We start from the raw sequence: 16,594 nt of genomic DNA, 5'->3' as shown, positions 1-16,594 counted from the left end.
ATCGGCGGGCACGAGCCGGGTAGCATCCGCCGGATGATCGACGCGGGACACCTGGACCGGGCCGGGCGGCGAGTCACGCTGCGGCCGGTGGACGAGGACAACTGGCGGGCGGTGGCCGACGTCGCCCCGCGCGACGACCAGCGCCGGTTCGTGGCCGCGTTGGGCGCGCGCTATCTGCTGCTGAGCAGCCGATCCGAGGTGTGGACCTCGCTGGCCGTGTACGCCGACGAGACCGTCGTCGGCCACGTCATGTGGGGCGTGGACGACGACGGCTCGCACTGGATCGGCGGCATGCTGATCGATGCCGCCGAGCAGGGCCAGGGCGTCGGCCGCGCGACGGTGCAGACGCTGGCCCCGTGGCTGGCGGCCCGCGACGCCAACCCCCCGGTCCGCCTCTCGTACCACCCCGACAACACCCCGGCAGCAGCCCTCTACACGTCCCTCGGCTTCCACCCCACAGGCGCGGTAGACGGCGAAGAACTGATAGCCGAAAAAACCCCCTAACCCTCCCGCGCCCCTCTCCCTCTCCCTCTCCCTCTCCCTCTCCCGCCCCCCGCCCGGTCCCCCTGCCCCTGCCCCTGCCCCCGCCCCCGCCCCCCGCCCCTGCCCCGTCCCCGCCCCGCCTCCTGCCCCCGCGATCTTGCACCTCCTGTCGGGCATATGGGGCATCCCACCCACCCCGACAACCGAAACTGCAAGATCGGCGGCGGGGCGTTGAGCCCGGCCTGCGTCGATCATGGAGTTGTGGTGCCTCGCAAAAGGGGCGCATGTGGAGCTGTCGCCCACCACAACTCCATGATCGACGGGCGGGGGGCGGGGGCGAGGGGCGGGGTGGGACGGGGTGGGGCGGGATGCACGAGGCGAGCACCCTGGACGGCGCGTCCCGGTGGCAGCGGTTCCGCTACGTCACCCTGCCGATGCTGCGGCCCACCACCTTCCTGGTGCTCACCCTCGGCCTGATCGGCTCCTGGCAGGTCTTCGACCAGGTGTACGTGATGAGCCAGGGCGATCCGGCCGAGACCACTGTCACGCCGGCGTACCTGTCGTACCGGACCGCGTTCCGGGACTTCGACTACGGCTCCGGCGCGGCGATCTCGTTCGTCCTGTTCCTGATCATCATCGTGCTCACGCTGATCCAGCGCCGGGCGCTGGCCGAGCGGGACACCGACCGGCCGCGCCGCGGCTGGTGGCGTCGACGCGTACCGGAGAGGTCCTGAGATGGCCGTGCCCACCGACCGCCCGGCGGCGGCGCCCGCGCGGCGCGACGAACGGGCGGCCCGCACCCTGGTCACCCGCTTCCTGGGGTACGCCACGCTGGTCTTCTTCGGACTGGTGTTCCTCTACCCGTTCGTCATCCAGATCGGCAACTCGCTCAAGACCGAGTCGGACGCGGCGGCGAACCCGCTGTCGCCGTTCCCGGACCCGCTCAGCCTGGCCGGCTTCGAACGGATCTTCGCCGGCACCAACTTTCCGCTCTGGCTGGGCAACTCGCTGCTGGTGACCGTGCTGGTCACCCTCGGGCGGGTGTTCTTCGACTCGCTCGCCGGGTACGCGTTGGCCCGGCTGCGGTTCCGGGGGCGCGGCGGGCTGTTCGCGGCGATCATCGCGGTGCTGGCGGTGCCCGGCGTGGTGCTGCTGATCCCGAAGTTCCTGGTGTTCAACCAGCTCGGTATCTACAACAGTTACGCCGGTCTGGTGGTGCCGTTGCTGGCCGACGCGGCGGGCGTGTTCATCATGAAACAGTTCTTCGAGTCGATCCCGGTGAGTGTGGAGGAGGCCGCCCGGATCGACGGGGCGAGCATCTTCCGTACCTTCTGGTCGGTGGTGCTGCCGATGGCGAAACCGGCGCTGATCACCCTGACCATCCTGTCGTTCCAGGGCTCGTGGAACGAGTTCCCGCACAGCCTCGTGTCGGTGCAGGACCCGGACCTGTTCACCCTGCCGCGAGGGCTGGCCGACCTGGTCAGCGGCTCCCTGGGCAGCGGCACCCAGTACCCGCTCAAGCTGGGCGCCGCCCTGCTGGCCACGATCCCCGTGGCGATCCTCTTCGTGGTGTTCCAGCGCTACTTCGTCCGCGACGCCAACGACGGCTCGGACAAGGGCTGACCCGTGCCGGTGCGGCGGCCCCGGGCCGCCGCACCGGTCACTCGGCCGGGACCTTCTCGGTCGGTACGGCCACGTGCAGGCGCACCTGCGGCACCAGCATGTCGTCGACGTCCAGCGCGCGGGCCGCGCCGTCGGGCTCCCAGCCGGTGCTGGTGAGAAACTTCCGGGTCGCCTCGTCACCGTCGAACGCCCAGGCGACCGCCCGGCGCAGGCCGTCGGACCGCCACAGGTCGACGGTGGCGGCGAGCAGCCGGCTGCCGTGCCCCCGCCGGCCCCACCGCGGCTCGACCAGCAGGTCGGTCACGGCGGCCACGTCCGGGCCGAGCGCGTCGGTCGGCTCGCCCGGAGCGAGGGCCTCGGCGTCGGCCGGACCCGAGGCGGCGAACCCCACCAGATACGATTGCTCGGCCTGTTCGACGGCGACCAGCACCCGGTGCGCGCCCGAGGGCGGCTCCAGCACCGCGGCGCTCCACCGCCGGGCGAGGAACGCCTCGTCCAGGTTGTCGAGCACGTGCCGAGGCAGGATCCGGCGGTACGCGACCCGCCAGGTCGCGAGCTGGATGCGTGCGATCTCGCCGGCGTCCTCGGGACGCGCCGGGCGGACGTACCCGAGAGCCATGGGACGGAAGCCTACGCAGGGCCAGGGAGGCGACGGTGGCGCAGGGTGCCAACAGGACGACCGCGCAGGTCGTCGGGGTGGTGATGCTCGCCGCGGCGGTCACCGCGTTCCTCGCCGTCGCGGCGGTACGCCACGGCTTCTTCGATCTGAAGGTCTACTACGGCGCGTTGACGTGGTGGGTGCACGACGGCGGGGAGATCTACGACTACCTCAAGCCGAACACCCAGTACGGCTTCACCTATCCGCCGTTCGCCGCGCTGGTCATGCTGCCGATGGCGTACCTGCCGTGGTGGGCCGCGATCGTGGTGAGCGTCCTCGCCAGCGTGGTCACCACCACGGTCCTGATCTGGTGGCTGGTCGACCCGATCGCCCGGCGGGCCGGCTGGACCCGGTGGTTCGCGCTCGCCGTCGCGTTGTGCCTGGCCGCCGCGTTCGAGCCGATGCGCGAGACGATCAACTTCGGCCAGGTCAACACGCTGCTGCTCTTCCTGGTGGCGGTGGACCTGCTGCGGCTGCTGCCGTCCGGAAACCGGTGGGCGGGGGTGGGCATCGGGCTGGCCACCGCGATCAAACTGACCCCGGGCATCTTCATCGTCTACCTGCTGGTCACCGGTCGGTGGCGCGCGGCCCTCACGGCCAGCGGCGCGGCCGCCGGGGTGTCCCTGCTGGCCGGTGCGCTGTTCCCGGACGCGTCCCGGGAGTTCTGGACCGAGGCGCTGTGGAACACCGGCCGGGTGGGCGAGCTGGCCTTCGTGTCCAACCAGTCGTTGCGCGGGGTGGTGGCCCGGCTCGACCCGCAACACCCGAGCACGCTGCTGTGGCTGCTGCTCGTGCTCGGCACCCTGGCGCTTTGGGCGTGGCGGTCCCGCTCGGCCGTGGCGGCCGGCGACGAGGCGACCGGCCTGGCGCTGACCGGCGCGGTGATGTGCCTGGTCAGCCCGGTCACCTGGGTGCACCACCTGGTCTGGCTGCTGCCCGCGCTGATCCTGCTGGTGGACAACGCGACGGCCGCGCCGGCCGGCCGCCGCCGGCGCGTCCTGCTGGCCGCCGCGACCATCGGGTACGTGTTGCTGATCAGCCGGACCGTGTGGGTCTGGGAGAAGGACTTCACCGGCGTGGACGGCTTCCTGGGCAGCAACGCCTACGTCTGGATCAGCCTGGCACTGCTGGCCTTCCTGCCGGTGCGCCGGTGGCTGACCCCGGACGGGTCAGCCGTCGAGACGTCCGGCGTACCGCAGCTCGACCAGCCCGACCGGCGGACCCCCGCCGGCGAGCGGCACCTGGTAGGTCGACTGCTCACCGTCCGGTGACAGGCCGGCCCGTTCGTAGAACCGGCGGGCCCGCCGGTTGTCCGCCAGCACCCACAGCCGGTAGCCGGTCCAGCCCCGCTCGCCGAGCCCGGCGCGGGCGGCGTCGAACAGCCCGGTGGCGGTCCCGTCGCCCCAGAACGCCGGCTCCACGTAGAGCGCCAGCACCTCGCCGACCGCCGGGTCGAGGTCGCCGCGGTCCTGGTTGCGGCGGTACGGCCCGAAGGTGGTGAAGCCGACGACCAGGCCGTCCACCTCGCCCAGCAGGGTCGTGAACGGATGTTCGGGGTCGGCGGTGCCCACGTCGCGGCGGCGCTGCGCCCAGGCCGCCACGTTGAGCCGGCCGAGCACCTCGTCCGGCATCACGCCGGCGTAGCCCGCCTGCCAGCCGTGCACGTGCACCCGGGCGACCGCCTCGGCGTCGTCCGGCTCCTCCCGGCGGATGGTCAGCATTGCACCGTTCTATGCCCCGATGGCGGTCCGAGTCCAGCTTCCCGCACCGGCGTCGTACCCATGAATTAAGGTCGCCGACGATGGCCGCACCGGAATCACTCTCGCTCGCCCAGGCCCGCCGCGTGGCTCTCGCCGCCCAGGGCTTCGCCGACCCGCCGCCGGCCGGTGTGCCCACCCGTCGGCACCTGCGCCGGGTGCTCGACCGGGTCGGGCTGATCCAGATGGACTCGGTCAACGTGCTACAACGCGCGCACTACCTCCCTCTCTACAGCCGGCTCGGGCCGTACCCGACGACGCTGCTCGACCAGGCCGCCTACCGGCGCCCGCGTGACCTGTTCGAATACTGGGGTCACGAGGCGTCGCTGGTCCCGGTCGGGCTGCACCCGATGCTGCGCTGGCGGATGGCCCGGGCGCACAGCGAATCCTGGGGCGGCATGCGACGCATCGCCCAGGAGCAGCCGGAGCTGGTCGCCTGGGTCCGCGACGAGGTGGCCGCGCGGGGGCCGCTCACCGCCGCCGAGATCGAGCACGACGCGCCCCGCGAGACCGGCAACTGGGGCTGGAACTGGTCGGCGGTCAAGCGGGCTCTGGAATACCTGTTCTGGGCGGGCGAGGTGACCGCCGCGGAGCGCAGCACCTCCTTCGCGCGCCGCTACGACCTGCCCGAGCGGGTGCTGCCCGCGGCGGTGCTGGCCGCGCCCACCCCGACCGACGCCGAGGCGTACCGGACGCTGGTGGGCCTCGCCGCGCGGTCGCTCGGGGTGGCCGCCGAGCCGGAGCTACGCGACTACTTCCGGTTGCCGCTGGCCGGCGCCCGGCAGGCCGTCGCGGAGCTGGCCGAGGCCGGCGAGCTGGTGCCGGTCACCGTGGCGGGCTGGCGGCAGCCGGCCTGGCTGCACGCGTCCGCCCGGCTGCCGCGTTGGGTCCGGGGCAACACCCTGGTCAGCCCCTTCGACCCGCTGATCTGGGAGCGGGCCCGCACCGAGCGGCTCTTCGACTTCAGCTACCGGATCGAGATCTACGTCCCCGCGCCCCAGCGGGTGTACGGCTACTACGTGCTGCCCTTCCTGCAGGGCGACCGGTTCACCGCCCGGGTCGACCTGAAGGCCGACCGCAAGGCCGGGGTGCTGCTGGTGCCGGCCGCGTGGTTGGAGCCCGGCGCCGACGCGGGGGAGACCGCGGTGGCGCTCGCCGCCGAGCTGTACCGGCTCGCCGGCTGGCTCGGCCTGGACGCGGTGGCCCCGCCCGCCGCCGGCGACCTGGCCGGTCCGCTCAGCGCCGCGTTGGCCGGCGTGTCCGGTGTACCGTGAGCGCGTGACGAGCGTTCCCGGTCCGGTCGACCAGCCGCAGCCCGCACCCGGGGCGGTCCACACGGTGCCGGCCGATCCGGCCGGCGCCGCTCCGGTCGGTTGGCCGACGCCCCCGCCGGGTGGTTACCCGCCCCCCGAACCGGACCGGCTCACCCGTTTCGTGCTGCGGCTCTACGAGCGCTCGCCGCGCTGGGCGGTGCCCCTGGCCGCGGTCGGCTGCGTCGCCGCCGGCATGGGTTACGCGCTGCTCAGCAACCCGACGTACGCCGACCCGGACGCCGCGCCGACCTGCCTGCTCAAGCTGACCACCGGGCTGGACTGTCCGGGCTGCGGTGGCACCCGCGCCCTCTGGTACGTGCTGCACGGCGACCTGCCGGCGGCCGCCCGGCACCACTTCCTGTTCGTCTTCGCGCTGCCGTTCCTCGCGTACCTCTTCGTGGCCTGGGCGGGCAACCAGGCGTTCGGGTGGCGGCTGCCCGAGCTGCGGATCAGCTCCAAGGTCATCGGCGGTTTCCTGGCCGCGTGGCTCGCCTTCTCGGTGCTGCGCAACCTGCCCTGGGCGCCGTTCACCTCGCTCTACGTCTGACCCACCGGCGCGCCGCTCACCCGCGCCCTCGGCGCACCTCACCCGCGCCCTCGGCGCACCTCACCCGCGCCCTCGGCGCACCTCACCCGCGCCCTCGGCGCACCTCACCCCAAGATCGTGCTCGATCCTGGATGTGGTGGTGTCGGGCGCGGCGGATGCCACTACATCCAGGATGTTGCGCGATCTTGCAGGCGACAGCTGCTGGGCCGAGTGATCGACATTGCACGGGGCGCGCCTGAGTTGGGCCGGACGGCGCCGCGCCACTACAGTCCCAGGCATGCCGGAGATGGTGCAGCCCCAGGTCAAGTTGATCGCGTGGACCCAGTTCGCGGCCCCGGACGACGTGCCGTGGTCGACCGACGCGGAGGGTGGCCAGGCGCTCGCCGAGTTCGCCGGCCGGGCCTGCTACCAGTCGTGGAAGAAGCCGAACCCGGCGACCGCCACCAACGCCGGCTACCTGGCGCACATCCTCGAGGTCGGCCACCTGAGCGTGCTGGAACACGGCTCGGTGACCTTCTACTTCACCGGGGTGTCCCGCTCGTTCACCCATGAGCTGATCCGGCACCGGCACTTCTCGTACTCCCAGCTCTCCCAGCGCTACGTCCCCGAGCGGGACGCGGCCATGGTCGAGCCGGCGGTGATCGCCGACGACCCGGAGCTGCACAAGAAGTTCGTGGAGGCCGCCGAGGCGAGCGTGCGGGCGTACACCGAGTTGCTGGAGGGGCTGGAGCAGCGGTTCTCCGACGAGCCCAACCCGACGCTGCGTCGCAAGCAGGCCCGGCAGGCGGCCCGCGCGGTGCTGCCCAACGCCACCGAGACCCGCATCGTGGTGACCGGCAACTACCGGGCCTGGCGGCACTTCATCGCCATGCGGGCCACCGAGCACGCCGACGTGGAGATCCGTGAGCTGGCCGTGGAGTGCCTGCGCCAGCTCCAGGAGGTCGCCCCGAACGTCTTCGCCGACTTCGTGATCTCGACGCTGCCGGACGGCACCGAGGTTGCGGCCAGCCCGCACGAGGCGTCCTGAGCCCTTCCCCGGCAGGCCCCGGCTTGTCGTCCGCTAGGTTGGAGGGTATGACGCACGACCACCCCGACGCCTCGGCCCGACCGGTGTCCCGCCCTTTCGGCCGGGTACTCACGGCCATGGTGAGCCCGTTCACCCCCGACGGCTCACTCGACCTCGACGGCGCCGCCAGACTGGCCAGCCACCTGGTCGATGAGCAGGGCAACGACGCGCTGGTGGTCAACGGCACCACCGGCGAGTCGCCGACCACCACCGACGCGGAGAAGGAACGCCTGATCCGGGCCGTGGTGGAGGCCGTCGGGGACCGCGCCAAGGTGGTCGCCGGTGTCGGCACCAACGACACCCGGCACACCATCGAGCTGGCCGCCGCCGCCGAGAAGGCGGGCGCACACGGTCTGCTGGTGGTCACCCCGTACTACAACAAGCCGCCGCAGAGCGGGCTGCTGCGGCACTTCACCGCCGTGGCCGACTCCACCGGACTGCCGGTGATGCTGTACGACATTCCGCACCGGTCGGGCGTGCCGATCGAGACCGAGACGCTGGTCCGGCTCGCCGAACACGGCCGGATCGTCGCGGTCAAGGACGCCAAGGGCGACCTGACCGCCACCAGCTGGGTGACCAGCCGCACGGCCCTCGCCTTCTACTGCGGCGAGGACGCCCTCACCCTGCCGGCGCTGGCCGTCGGATCGGTGGGCGTGGTCGGCACCTCGACGCACTTCACCGGGGCGCTGACCGCACAGATGATCGAGGCGTTCGACGCGGGGGACCTGCCGGCCGCGCTTGCCCTGCACCGGCGGCTGCTGCCGCTGTTCACCGGCATCTTCCGCACCCAGGGCACCATCCTGGTGAAGGCGGGCCTGGCGTCGCTGGGCCTGCCGGCGGGCCCGGTGCGACCCCCGCTCGTGGACGCCACCGACGACGAGATCGCCCAGCTGCGCGCGGACTTCGCGGCAGCGGGCCTGGAGCTACCCGAATGAACGAACGACACGATGGGCGCCGAGTGACGGCGTCGCAGAATGAGGTGGACGCGTGACCGAGGCGCACATCGAGGCGGAACTACCCCCGCCGCTGCCAGAAGGTGGCCTGCGGATCATCCCGCTCGGCGGGCTCGGCGCCATCGGTCGGAACATGACCGTCTTCGAGTACGACGGCAAGTTGCTGATCGTCGACTGCGGCGTGCTCTTCCCCGACGTGGAGCAGCCGGGCGTGGACCTGATCCTGCCCGACTTCGGCCCGATCCTGGACCGGCTCGCCGACGTCCAGGCGATCGTGCTGACCCACGGTCACGAGGACCACATCGGCGCGGTGCCGTACCTGCTCGCCCACAAGCCCGACATCCCGCTGGTCGGCTCACAGTTCACCCTGGCCCTGGTCGAGGCGAAGCTGGCCGAGCGGCGCATCCAGCCGTACACGCTGACCGTGCGCGAGGGCGGCCGCGAGCGGCTCGGCCCGTTCGAATGCGAGTTCTTCGCGGTCAACCACTCGATCCCGGACGCGCTCGCGGTGGCCATCCGCACCCCCGCCGGCCTGGTGCTGCACACCGGCGACTTCAAGATGGACCAGCTCCCGCTGGACGGCCGGATCACCGACCTGGCCGGGTTCGCGCGGCTCGGTGCCGAGGGCGTCGACCTGCTGCTGTCCGACTCCACCAACGCGGAGATCCCCGGCTTCGTCACCCCGGAGCGGGAGATCGGGCCGGTGCTCGACTCGATCTTCGCGAAGGCCAAGGGCCGGATCATCGTGGCCTCGTTCGCCTCGCACGTGCACCGCGTGCAGCAGGTCTTCGACTCCGCCGCCGAGCACGGCCGCAAGGTCGCCCTCATCGGCCGGTCCATGGTCCGCAACATGGGCATCGCCCGGGACCTGGGCCTGCTCAACATCCCGGCCGGCCTGGTCATCGGGATCGAGGAGGCGACCACGCTGCCTCCCGAGCAGATCGTGCTGATGTCCACCGGTTCGCAGGGTGAGCCGATGAGCGCGCTGGGCCGGATGGCCAGCGGCGACCACCGGCACATCACCATCGCTCCCGGCGACACCGTCGTGCTGGCGTCCTCCCTGGTGCCGGGCAACGAGACCTCGGTCTACCGGGTGATCAACCGGCTGGCCCGGGCGGGCGCGGTGGTCGTGCACAAGGACGTGGCCAAGGTGCACGTCTCCGGGCACGCCCCCGCCGGGGAGCTGCTCTACCTGCTCAACGTGGTCCGTCCCAGCAACCTGATGCCGGTGCACGGCGAGTGGCGCCACCTGCGCGCGCACGCCCGCCTCGGCATCGAGTCCGGCGTGGCCGCCGACCGGGTGGTGCTCTGCGAGGACGGCGACGTCGTCGACCTGGTGGAGGGCCGGGCCAGCCTCGTCGGGCACGTGAAGAGCCGCTACGTCTACGTCGACGGCCTCGCCGTCGGCGACGTCAGCGAGTCGCTGCTCACCGAGCGGCGGATCCTCGGCGACGGCGGTTTCATCGCCACCACCGTGGTCGTCGACTCGGTCACCGGCAAGGTCGTCGCCGGCCCGACGCTGTCCGCGAAGGGCTTCTCCGAGGACCCGGAGGCGTTCAACCCGGTGATCCCGCTGGTCACCGAGGCGCTCAACCGGGCCGCCGCGGACGGCATCACCGACCCGCACCAGCTCCAGCAGATCGTCCGGCGGACCGTGGGGCGGTGGGTCAACGACGCGTACCGTCGTCGCCCGATGATCGTGCCCACCGTCGTCGAGGTCTGAGCGACGCACGCTGACGCCGGTCCACCCGTTCGGGGTGGGCCGGCGTCGCCGCGTCCGGTGGGCGTCAGGGGAGCGCGGCGACCGCCTCGGCGTAGGCGACGCCGGTGGCGATGGCGGCGTCCACCAGCACCGTGAGCTGCGCCGGGGCCACCCCGTGAGCGAGGTCGGTGGCCACGTCACCGGCCAGCACCAGCTCCTCACCGAGGTCGTGCGCGTACGCCTTGGGCAGCAGCCGGTCGTGATTCCAGGCGTTGCAGAAGGCGTACGCCTCGGCGCGACGGGTCGCCGGCAACCGGCGGGCGGCCATCGCACGGGCGTGCAGCACCTCGCCGCGTTCACCGGCCCGACGGAACTGGATCGTCACGGCACCCCACCGGCCGACCACCGTGGCGCCTTCGTCGACGACGTAGCGGTCGCCGCGTCGGTCCAGCGCGGCGGTGATCATCTCGATGGTGAGCGTCGCCAGTTCCCGCTCGTCGTCGGAGGCGTGCTCGGCGGCGTCCTGTTCGGCTGTGGCGTGCTCGGCGGCGTCGTGCTCGGCGGTGTCGGGGCCGTCGTCGTGGGGCTCGTCGTCGGGCGGCAGGGGCACCGGCGCCGCCAGGGGACGCTCGGCCAGCCAGGCGGCCATCCGGCCGGAGTGGTGGCCGGTGCCGTTACGGGCGTCGAAGCTGCCCGCCAGCTCGTTGGCGATCGCGAGCAGCAGCGCGCCGAGGGTGGCGACGTCCAGGTCGGTGGCCGGCCGTCCGCCGTACGCCGGGCGGGGCACCGTACGCAGGCCGAGCCCGGCCTCGACGGCCAGCGCGCAGACCAGCGCGCCGGCGGCGGCGAACTCCATCGCGGCCAGGTCGTCGGTGGGCCGGTCCAACCGGGGCAGCTGCTCGGCCAGGACGCTCAGCCCGCGTTCCACATGCCCGCCCAGGGCGCAGTACCGCAGGTGCGCGGCGAGGTGGGGGAATGCCGCGCGTTCGCGCCGGTGCCGCCGGTACGCCCGCACGTGTGCCGCCGCGGCCCGCTCCGGCTCGCCGGTGCGCAGCTCCGGCAGCAGCCCGGCCACCAGCCCCCGCTCGGGTTGGTCGGTGCAGTCCACCGCTGCCGCGGCGGGCTCCCGCAGCTCGGTCACCGCGGCCCGCCATTCGCCCCAGCCGGCGAGCAGCTCCGCCCGGCGGGCCGGGGCGCAGCCCGGACATCCGCCGGACGGCCCGCCGAGGGTGCCCGCCCACCGCTGGAACCAGTGGCGGGCGGTGGGTTCGTCGCCGAGGTGGTCGGCGATCCGACAGCGCAGCTCCGCGACGGTCGGCGCGTCGGGCCCGTCCGCCCCGACCCGGTGGGCCAGGTCGTCCAGGAGGGACCGGGTCTGGTCCAACCCCACCCGGGGGGTGCCGAGCAGTGCCTCCACGGCGTACCGCTGCAGGCGCAGCAGCAGCGGGCCCTCGTCGTCGGTGAGCAGCTCGGGCCGGTAGTCGGCGGCGGCCCGGCAGCGGCGGACCGGCTCGACCAGCCGCCACCGCTCGCCGTGCAGCAGGTACGCCTCGATCAGCGCGAACCGGGCGTCCAGTGCGGACCGGAGGTCACCGGCCGCGTCGACCCGCTCGGCGAGCCGTTCGAGGGCCAGCAGTCGGTCCGGTCCGTCGGCCAGGTCCCGTGCGTCGGCGAGCGCGCCCACCAGGGCCGGATCGCGGTGCACGGGCGGCCGGGGGGCGGGGGCCGGTGTGCCGGGCTCGCCGGCCGGGAAGGTGCGGCTGCCGGTGAACTCGTCCCGGCCGGTCACGCCGTCACCGCGCCGGGCAGCCGGCCGACGGCCACGGCGAGTTGGCAGCCGGTCGAGATGCCACAGTCGAGCAGTTGGTCGAGCTGGTGCGGGGTCACCCCACGCTCCAGATCGGTGATCACCTCGCCGTAGACCCGGGCCCGGCCACCGTCGTCGACGTGCACGAACGCCTTGGGCCAGAGCCGGTCGTGGTTCCACGAGTTGCAGAAGGCGTACAGGTCGGGCACCCGTTCGATGCCGAAGGTCGGCGTGACCATCGTGCGGACCTGGAGCAGCTCGCCGTCCCCGCCCAGGCGCAGGAACCAGATCAGGTTGTCGTCGAAGCGGCCCACCAGGTCGCCGTTCACCGCCAGACCGACCGGCCGGCCGCGCGCGGCGAGCACCGCCGCGACCAGTTCACCGGTCAGCGGACGCAACACATCGGGGTGCCCGGCCAGCGGATCGTCCGGACCGTCCTCGTATCCCGGCGACGCCATCGGGCATCCCTTCTGAGGCGGATATCACGACCGGCGGCGCGTTCCGTGCTGCGACGCGCGGACACGACCCGGAAAAGCGGCGATCTGCCGGCTCCCGCCGTTACCGTGACTCTATGGCGGGCCGTACCTCTCAGGCGAGCCGGCGACGCGGCGCGTCGCCGCGCGGTGGCACCAACAGCCGTGCCCGTCAACCGGCGAAGAAGACCCGGGCACCGGTCCGGCGACGCACCGCGCCCACCCGCCCGGGGCCGGCGGTCTACGTCGGCCGCGCGGTCGGTGCACTGTGGATGGGGCTGGCGCACGGGATGGGCTGGGCGGTGCGGGCCGCCGGCCGGCAGGCTGCCTCGGCCCGCGATCTCGATCCCGAGCACCGCCGCGACGGCGCCGGGCTGCTGCTGTTCGGGCTGGCCCTGCTCAGCGCCGTCGCGCTGTGGTTCTCCGGTGCGGGACCGGTGGGCGCGCGCCTGGCCGACTCGGTCCGGCTGTTCCTGGGTGCGATCTCCGTGGTCGTGCCGGTGCTGCTGATGATCGGGGCGTGGCGGCTGATGCGTCAGCCGGCCGACCCGGCGCACCGGGGACGCGGGTTGGTCGGTTGGGGTTCGCTGCTGGTGTCGACCGCCGCGCTGCTCCAGATCGGCCAGGACCCGACGGACACGGTGCAGCGGGACTACGCCGGTGGGCTGGTCGGCGCGGGTGTCGGCGGGCTGCTGGAGCGGGCGGTCACCGCCTGGGTCGCCGTGCCGTTGCTGGTCCTGCTGCTCCTCTTCGGCCTGCTCGTGGTCACCGCGACACCCATCAACAAGATCCCCGAGCGGCTGGGCCTGCTCGCCGGTGGGCTGGTCGCGCCCCCGGACGCCGTCGAGGAGTCGGAGGAGCCGGCGGCCCGGCCGGCGCGCAAGCGGCCGACCAAGCGGATGCCACCACCGCTGGACCCGGACGACTTCGACGACCTGGAGGGCGCCGACCTCCAGGAGACCATGGTGCTGCCGCGCAAGGCGCCGGCGAAGGTGCCGGCGAGCCGTAAGCCGGTCGAGCCGCCGGAGCACTCGCCCGCGCCGAGCCGCGCCGAGCAGCTGGCGCTGACCGGGCTCGCCGGCGACTACACGCTGCCACCGGCCAACATGCTCAGCGCCGGTGCCGCCGCGAAGACCCGCAGCAAGGCCAACGACGAGGTCATCGCCGCGCTGACCGGAGTGTTCGACCAGTTCGACGTGGACGCGGCGGTCACCGGCTTCACCCGTGGCCCGACGGTCACCCGGTACGAGGTGGAGCTGGGGCACGGCGTCAAGGTCGAACGGATCACCCAGCTGTCGCGCAACATCGCGTACGCGGTGAAGTCGCCGGACGTGCGGATCCTCAGCCCGATCCCGGGCAAGAGCGCGGTCGGCGTGGAGATCCCCAACGCCGACCCGGAAAATGTCGCGCTCGGCGACGTGCTGCGCTCGCGGGCGGCGACCAGCGACCACCACCCGATGGTGGTGGCGCTGGGCAAGGACATCGAGGGCGGCTACGTGGTCGCCAACCTGGCCAAGATGCCGCACATCCTCATCGCGGGCGCCACGGGAGCCGGAAAGTCGAGCTGCCTCAACACCCTGCTGGTGTCCATCCTCACCCGGGCCACCCCGGACGAGGTGCGGCTGCTGCTGATCGACCCGAAGCGCGTCGAGATGACCGGCTACGAGGGCATCCCGCACCTGGTCACTCCCATCGTGACGAACGCCAAGAAGGCGGCCGACTCGCTGGACTGGGTGGTCCGCGAGATGGACATGCGCTACGACGATCTCGCCGCCAACGGCGTCCGGCACATCGACGACTTCAACCGCAAGGTCCGCAACGGCGAGATCAAGGCCCCGCCGGGCAGCGAACGGGAGATGCGCCCGTACCCGTACCTGCTGGTGATCGTGGACGAGCTGGCGGACCTGATGATGGTGGCGCCGCGCGACGTGGAGGACTCGGTCGTCCGGATCACCCAGCTGGCCCGGGCGGCCGGCATCCACCTGGTGCTGGCCACCCAGCGTCCCTCGGTCGACGTGGTGACCGGTCTGATCAAGGCGAACGTGCCGTCCCGGCTGGCGTTCGCGACCTCGTCGCTCGCCGACTCCCGGGTCATCCTCGACCAGCCGGGCGCGGAGAAGCTGCTCGGTCGCGGCGACGGGCTCTTCCTGCCGATGGGCGCCTCCAAGCCGGTGCGCATCCAGGGTGCCTGGGTCACCGAGCGCGAGATCGCCGACGTGGTGAAGTTCTGCAAGGACCAGCGGGAGCCCGAGTTCCGCCCGGACGTGCTGGCACCGGCGCAGGAGAGCAAGAAGAAGATCGACGAGGACATCGGCGACGACCTCGACCTGCTGATGCAGGCGGTGGAGCTGGTGGTCACCTCACAATTCGGCTCCACCTCGATGCTGCAGCGCAAGCTGCGGGTCGGTTTCGCCAAGGCGGGCCGACTGATGGACCTGATGGAGACCCGCGGGGTGGTCGGGCCGTCGGAGGGCTCGAAGGCGCGCGACGTGCTGATCAAGCCGGACGAGCTGGAGGAGGTCCTGGTCGGCCTGCGCGGCGACGGGGACTGACCCGACCGGACCTCGGGAGGCACGGCGGCACGGGAGATGCGGCGGGCCTCCGGGAACGCACGACGGGCCCGCCGGCAGCCGGCGGGCCCGTGACGGCGGGGGCGGTCAGTTGTTGATCAGCGCGCCGATGATCACCAGGCTGATGATTGCGGCGACGACACTGGCGGCGGCGGCGTACCAGCCCAGGGGCTTGTCGCCCAGCACGGCGCCGACGATGCCCGCGATCACGCCGAGCACGCCGAAGATGATCGGGTTGAGCAGCAGGGCGAGGACCGCGAAGACGAAGCCCACGATGGTGAGGATCCGGGCGGCGTTGCTGCGCGGGCGGGCTGTGGTCGGGACGTCGGCCATGTGTGCCTCCGGTGTGAGAGCCTGTGGTGACGGATCGATCACTACCCACTGTGGGCGCTGGTCACGCGTCCCTCTTCAGTGGAAGATCTTCAGACCGACGACGCCCGCGAGCACCAGCAGCAGGCAGAGGATTCGGGGCAGGCTCGCCGACTCACCGAGCGCCAGCATCCCGACCAGGGCGGTGCCGACCGCGCCGATGCCGACCCAGACCGCGTACCCGGTGCCGACCGGGATCTCCCGCAGCGCGTACGCCAGTCCGCCCATGCTCAGCACCAGGGTCACCACGAACACCAGGGATGGAACCAGCCGGCTGAGGCCGGCGCTGCGGTCCAGGGCGATCGCCCAGGCCGTCTCCAGCAGCCCCGAGATCACCAGTACGAGCCAGGCCATCGTCAACCTCACGCGGGAGAGCCCGGACCACCCGGGCGGGACGAGCCGAGTGTGCACGTCGCGGGACGTCTTGGCCTGACGCGACACGCTCACCACTCATCCGGGGCAGCCACGGGCTACCCGTGTCGATGCCGGAGACCGAGGTTCCGGTGACGTGGGCCGCAGCGTCCGACCCTGCTGCCCGAAACACGCTCCGAAAATCTGCGCCTCCATGAACCACGGTGGACTTCCCGTGCGTTTCCTATACGACACCGCACGGTGCCTCGTAGAAAGAATGCACCTGATGTACAGGCAAGCTGCCCCGGCCGCGCCGCCCCCGATTCACCCCATTCACCTGACCAATCTGAAGACAACTTGCGACCAGATCTTTGCGACCACGAAGGAGCTCGTACCTTTGGGTGCAGAAAATCAAATCAGCGATCTGGTACGTACTGGGGGTAACAGCGGCCACCGGGTCGTCCTGGGTCAATCGAGCGCGAATCCTGAACGATTAACAAGTCTGACGGATCGTGTCGGGGCGTGGGCGGCGGCCGCAGTGGGAACGAAAGCGGGCAACTGCGATGACCAGGCAGCTGTCGCGTTCGATCTCGCCAACCAGGCCATCTACAAGGGTGTTCGGGCAGGCACAATCCATCCGAGTGTTCAGATCGCTTACGCTACGACACCCGGGCATCGGTACACGATCATTGGAATCCCGAACATGCCCATCCATCAATACGCGGTGGATACCTGGCAGGTGAGTTCCCGGGTATTGGCTGTAACGGAATTCAACATCCCGCATCGGCAGCTCGAGTGGCGGCAGGTTCAGACAGTCGAAGCATTTGTCTCTACGAGTTCGGCGAAAATCTCGGAGGGCTTCTTCCAATTGTGGATCTTACGGGGTCGGTCGTTGATTTCGGAAGCTACCATCGCTAAGTAC

General features: G+C 72.1%; 17 protein-coding genes. 11 read left to right on the top strand and 6 right to left on the bottom strand.

Annotated features, from left to right (window positions below; all coding sequences use genetic code 11):
• The first annotated feature begins 33 nt into the window (after window positions 1–33).
• The 3 genes from AB0H52_RS02865 (at window position 34) to AB0H52_RS02855 (ending at window position 2,106) form a co-directional block, all read left to right on the top strand.
• On the top strand, window positions 34–504 hold the full coding sequence (locus tag AB0H52_RS02865) for a GNAT family N-acetyltransferase (protein WP_278123696.1): 471 nt from the start codon (window positions 34–36) through the stop codon (window positions 502–504).
• A gap of 347 nt (window positions 505–851) precedes the next feature.
• On the top strand, window positions 852–1,217 hold the full coding sequence (locus AB0H52_RS02860) for a sugar ABC transporter permease (RefSeq protein WP_357944838.1): 366 nt from the start codon (window positions 852–854) through the stop codon (window positions 1,215–1,217).
• A gap of 1 nt (window position 1,218) precedes the next feature.
• On the top strand, window positions 1,219–2,106 hold the full coding sequence (locus tag AB0H52_RS02855; protein WP_151491474.1) for a carbohydrate ABC transporter permease: 888 nt from the start codon (window positions 1,219–1,221) through the stop codon (window positions 2,104–2,106).
• Between the two features lie 37 nt (window positions 2,107–2,143).
• Here AB0H52_RS02855 and AB0H52_RS02850 read toward each other — a convergent pair whose 3' ends face one another.
• Window positions 2,144–2,725, bottom strand: coding sequence for a GNAT family N-acetyltransferase (locus AB0H52_RS02850; protein ID WP_278123690.1), 582 nt, complete (start codon window positions 2,723–2,725; stop codon window positions 2,144–2,146).
• A gap of 35 nt (window positions 2,726–2,760) precedes the next feature.
• On the opposite strand from AB0H52_RS02850, the gene AB0H52_RS02845 reads away from it, so the two are divergent.
• Window positions 2,761–4,035, top strand: a complete 1,275-nt coding sequence (locus AB0H52_RS02845; protein ID WP_151491472.1) for a glycosyltransferase 87 family protein — start codon at window positions 2,761–2,763, stop codon at window positions 4,033–4,035.
• On the opposite strand, the gene AB0H52_RS02840 is transcribed toward AB0H52_RS02845, so the two are convergent.
• Complete coding sequence (locus AB0H52_RS02840; RefSeq protein ID WP_151491471.1) at window positions 3,934–4,485, bottom strand: GNAT family N-acetyltransferase; 552 nt, start codon at window positions 4,483–4,485, stop codon at window positions 3,934–3,936. The two genes, AB0H52_RS02845 and AB0H52_RS02840, sit on opposite strands and share 102 nt — an antisense overlap.
• A gap of 80 nt (window positions 4,486–4,565) precedes the next feature.
• On the opposite strand from AB0H52_RS02840, the gene AB0H52_RS02835 reads away from it, so the two are divergent.
• The 5 genes from AB0H52_RS02835 to AB0H52_RS02815 all read left to right on the top strand — a co-directional run bounded on the left by AB0H52_RS02835 (window position 4,566) and on the right by AB0H52_RS02815 (window position 10,123).
• Entirely contained in the window at window positions 4,566–5,795 is a 1,230-nt protein-coding gene (locus AB0H52_RS02835) for a crosslink repair DNA glycosylase YcaQ family protein (protein ID WP_151491470.1), read from the top strand.
• Between the two features lie 64 nt (window positions 5,796–5,859).
• Window positions 5,860–6,381 carry a DUF2752 domain-containing protein gene (locus AB0H52_RS02830; protein WP_225854654.1) on the top strand — a complete coding sequence of 174 codons (522 nt, stop codon included), beginning with the start codon at window positions 5,860–5,862 and terminating at the stop codon, window positions 6,379–6,381.
• A gap of 286 nt (window positions 6,382–6,667) precedes the next feature.
• Window positions 6,668–7,408: an FAD-dependent thymidylate synthase gene (thyX, locus tag AB0H52_RS02825; RefSeq protein ID WP_151491476.1), complete on the top strand. Its 741-nt coding sequence runs from the start codon at window positions 6,668–6,670 to the stop codon at window positions 7,406–7,408.
• Between the two features lie 47 nt (window positions 7,409–7,455).
• On the top strand, window positions 7,456–8,382 hold the full coding sequence (gene dapA / locus AB0H52_RS02820; RefSeq protein ID WP_151491468.1) for a 4-hydroxy-tetrahydrodipicolinate synthase: 927 nt from the start codon (window positions 7,456–7,458) through the stop codon (window positions 8,380–8,382).
• Between the two features lie 52 nt (window positions 8,383–8,434).
• Window positions 8,435–10,123, top strand: coding sequence for a ribonuclease J (locus tag AB0H52_RS02815; RefSeq protein ID WP_151491467.1), 1,689 nt, complete (start codon window positions 8,435–8,437; stop codon window positions 10,121–10,123).
• A gap of 64 nt (window positions 10,124–10,187) precedes the next feature.
• Here the strand turns inward: AB0H52_RS02815 and AB0H52_RS02810 are convergent, their stop codons facing one another.
• Both AB0H52_RS02810 and AB0H52_RS02805 read right to left on the bottom strand, forming a co-directional pair.
• Entirely contained in the window at window positions 10,188–11,807 is a 1,620-nt protein-coding gene (locus AB0H52_RS02810; RefSeq protein WP_357945090.1) for a YbjN domain-containing protein, read from the bottom strand.
• Between the two features lie 80 nt (window positions 11,808–11,887).
• Window positions 11,888–12,367, bottom strand: a complete 480-nt coding sequence (locus AB0H52_RS02805) for a YbjN domain-containing protein (RefSeq protein ID WP_151491465.1) — start codon at window positions 12,365–12,367, stop codon at window positions 11,888–11,890.
• Window positions 12,368–12,480: 113 nt separating this feature from the next.
• On the opposite strand from AB0H52_RS02805, the gene AB0H52_RS02800 reads away from it, so the two are divergent.
• Window positions 12,481–14,934, top strand: a complete 2,454-nt coding sequence (locus AB0H52_RS02800) for a DNA translocase FtsK (protein WP_151491464.1) — start codon at window positions 12,481–12,483, stop codon at window positions 14,932–14,934.
• Window positions 14,935–15,039: 105 nt separating this feature from the next.
• Here the strand turns inward: AB0H52_RS02800 and AB0H52_RS02795 are convergent, their stop codons facing one another.
• Complete coding sequence (locus AB0H52_RS02795) at window positions 15,040–15,285, bottom strand: hypothetical protein (protein WP_151491463.1); 246 nt, start codon at window positions 15,283–15,285, stop codon at window positions 15,040–15,042.
• Window positions 15,286–15,360: 75 nt separating this feature from the next.
• Window positions 15,361–15,675, bottom strand: coding sequence for an SMR family transporter (locus AB0H52_RS02790; RefSeq protein WP_278123687.1), 315 nt, complete (start codon window positions 15,673–15,675; stop codon window positions 15,361–15,363).
• Between the two features lie 283 nt (window positions 15,676–15,958).
• Here AB0H52_RS02790 and AB0H52_RS02785 point away from each other — a divergent pair.
• Window positions 15,959–16,594: hypothetical protein (locus tag AB0H52_RS02785; protein WP_357944829.1), on the top strand; the 636-nt coding region annotated here is incomplete at its 3' end.

It is taken from the genome of Micromonospora sp. NPDC050695 (assembly GCF_040654415.1).
Classification (GTDB): Bacteria; Actinomycetota; Actinomycetes; order Mycobacteriales; family Micromonosporaceae; genus Micromonospora.
Note: the sequence above shows the minus strand (reverse complement) of the source record. Positions and strands in the feature narration are given on the sequence as shown.

What these genes read in the sequence shown, in the direction of transcription:
- AB0H52_RS02860 (WP_357944838.1), top strand. Translation starts at nt 852, where the DNA reads ATGCACGAGGCGAGCACCCTGGACGGCGCGTCCCGGTGGCAGCGGTTC.
- AB0H52_RS02805 (WP_151491465.1), bottom strand. Translation starts at nt 12,367, where the DNA reads ATGGCGTCGCCGGGATACGAGGACGGTCCGGACGATCCGCTGGCCGGG.
- AB0H52_RS02790 (WP_278123687.1), bottom strand. Translation starts at nt 15,675, where the DNA reads ATGGCCTGGCTCGTACTGGTGATCTCGGGGCTGCTGGAGACGGCCTGG.
- AB0H52_RS02840 (WP_151491471.1), bottom strand. Translation starts at nt 4,485, where the DNA reads ATGCTGACCATCCGCCGGGAGGAGCCGGACGACGCCGAGGCGGTCGCC.
- dapA (WP_151491468.1), top strand. Translation starts at nt 7,456, where the DNA reads ATGACGCACGACCACCCCGACGCCTCGGCCCGACCGGTGTCCCGCCCT.
- AB0H52_RS02850 (WP_278123690.1), bottom strand. Translation starts at nt 2,725, where the DNA reads ATGGCTCTCGGGTACGTCCGCCCGGCGCGTCCCGAGGACGCCGGCGAG.
- AB0H52_RS02855 (WP_151491474.1), top strand. Translation starts at nt 1,219, where the DNA reads ATGGCCGTGCCCACCGACCGCCCGGCGGCGGCGCCCGCGCGGCGCGAC.
- thyX (WP_151491476.1), top strand. Translation starts at nt 6,668, where the DNA reads ATGGTGCAGCCCCAGGTCAAGTTGATCGCGTGGACCCAGTTCGCGGCC.
- AB0H52_RS02800 (WP_151491464.1), top strand. Translation starts at nt 12,481, where the DNA reads ATGGCGGGCCGTACCTCTCAGGCGAGCCGGCGACGCGGCGCGTCGCCG.
- AB0H52_RS02865 (WP_278123696.1), top strand. Translation starts at nt 34, where the DNA reads ATGATCGACGCGGGACACCTGGACCGGGCCGGGCGGCGAGTCACGCTG.
- AB0H52_RS02795 (WP_151491463.1), bottom strand. Translation starts at nt 15,285, where the DNA reads ATGGCCGACGTCCCGACCACAGCCCGCCCGCGCAGCAACGCCGCCCGG.
- AB0H52_RS02835 (WP_151491470.1), top strand. Translation starts at nt 4,566, where the DNA reads ATGGCCGCACCGGAATCACTCTCGCTCGCCCAGGCCCGCCGCGTGGCT.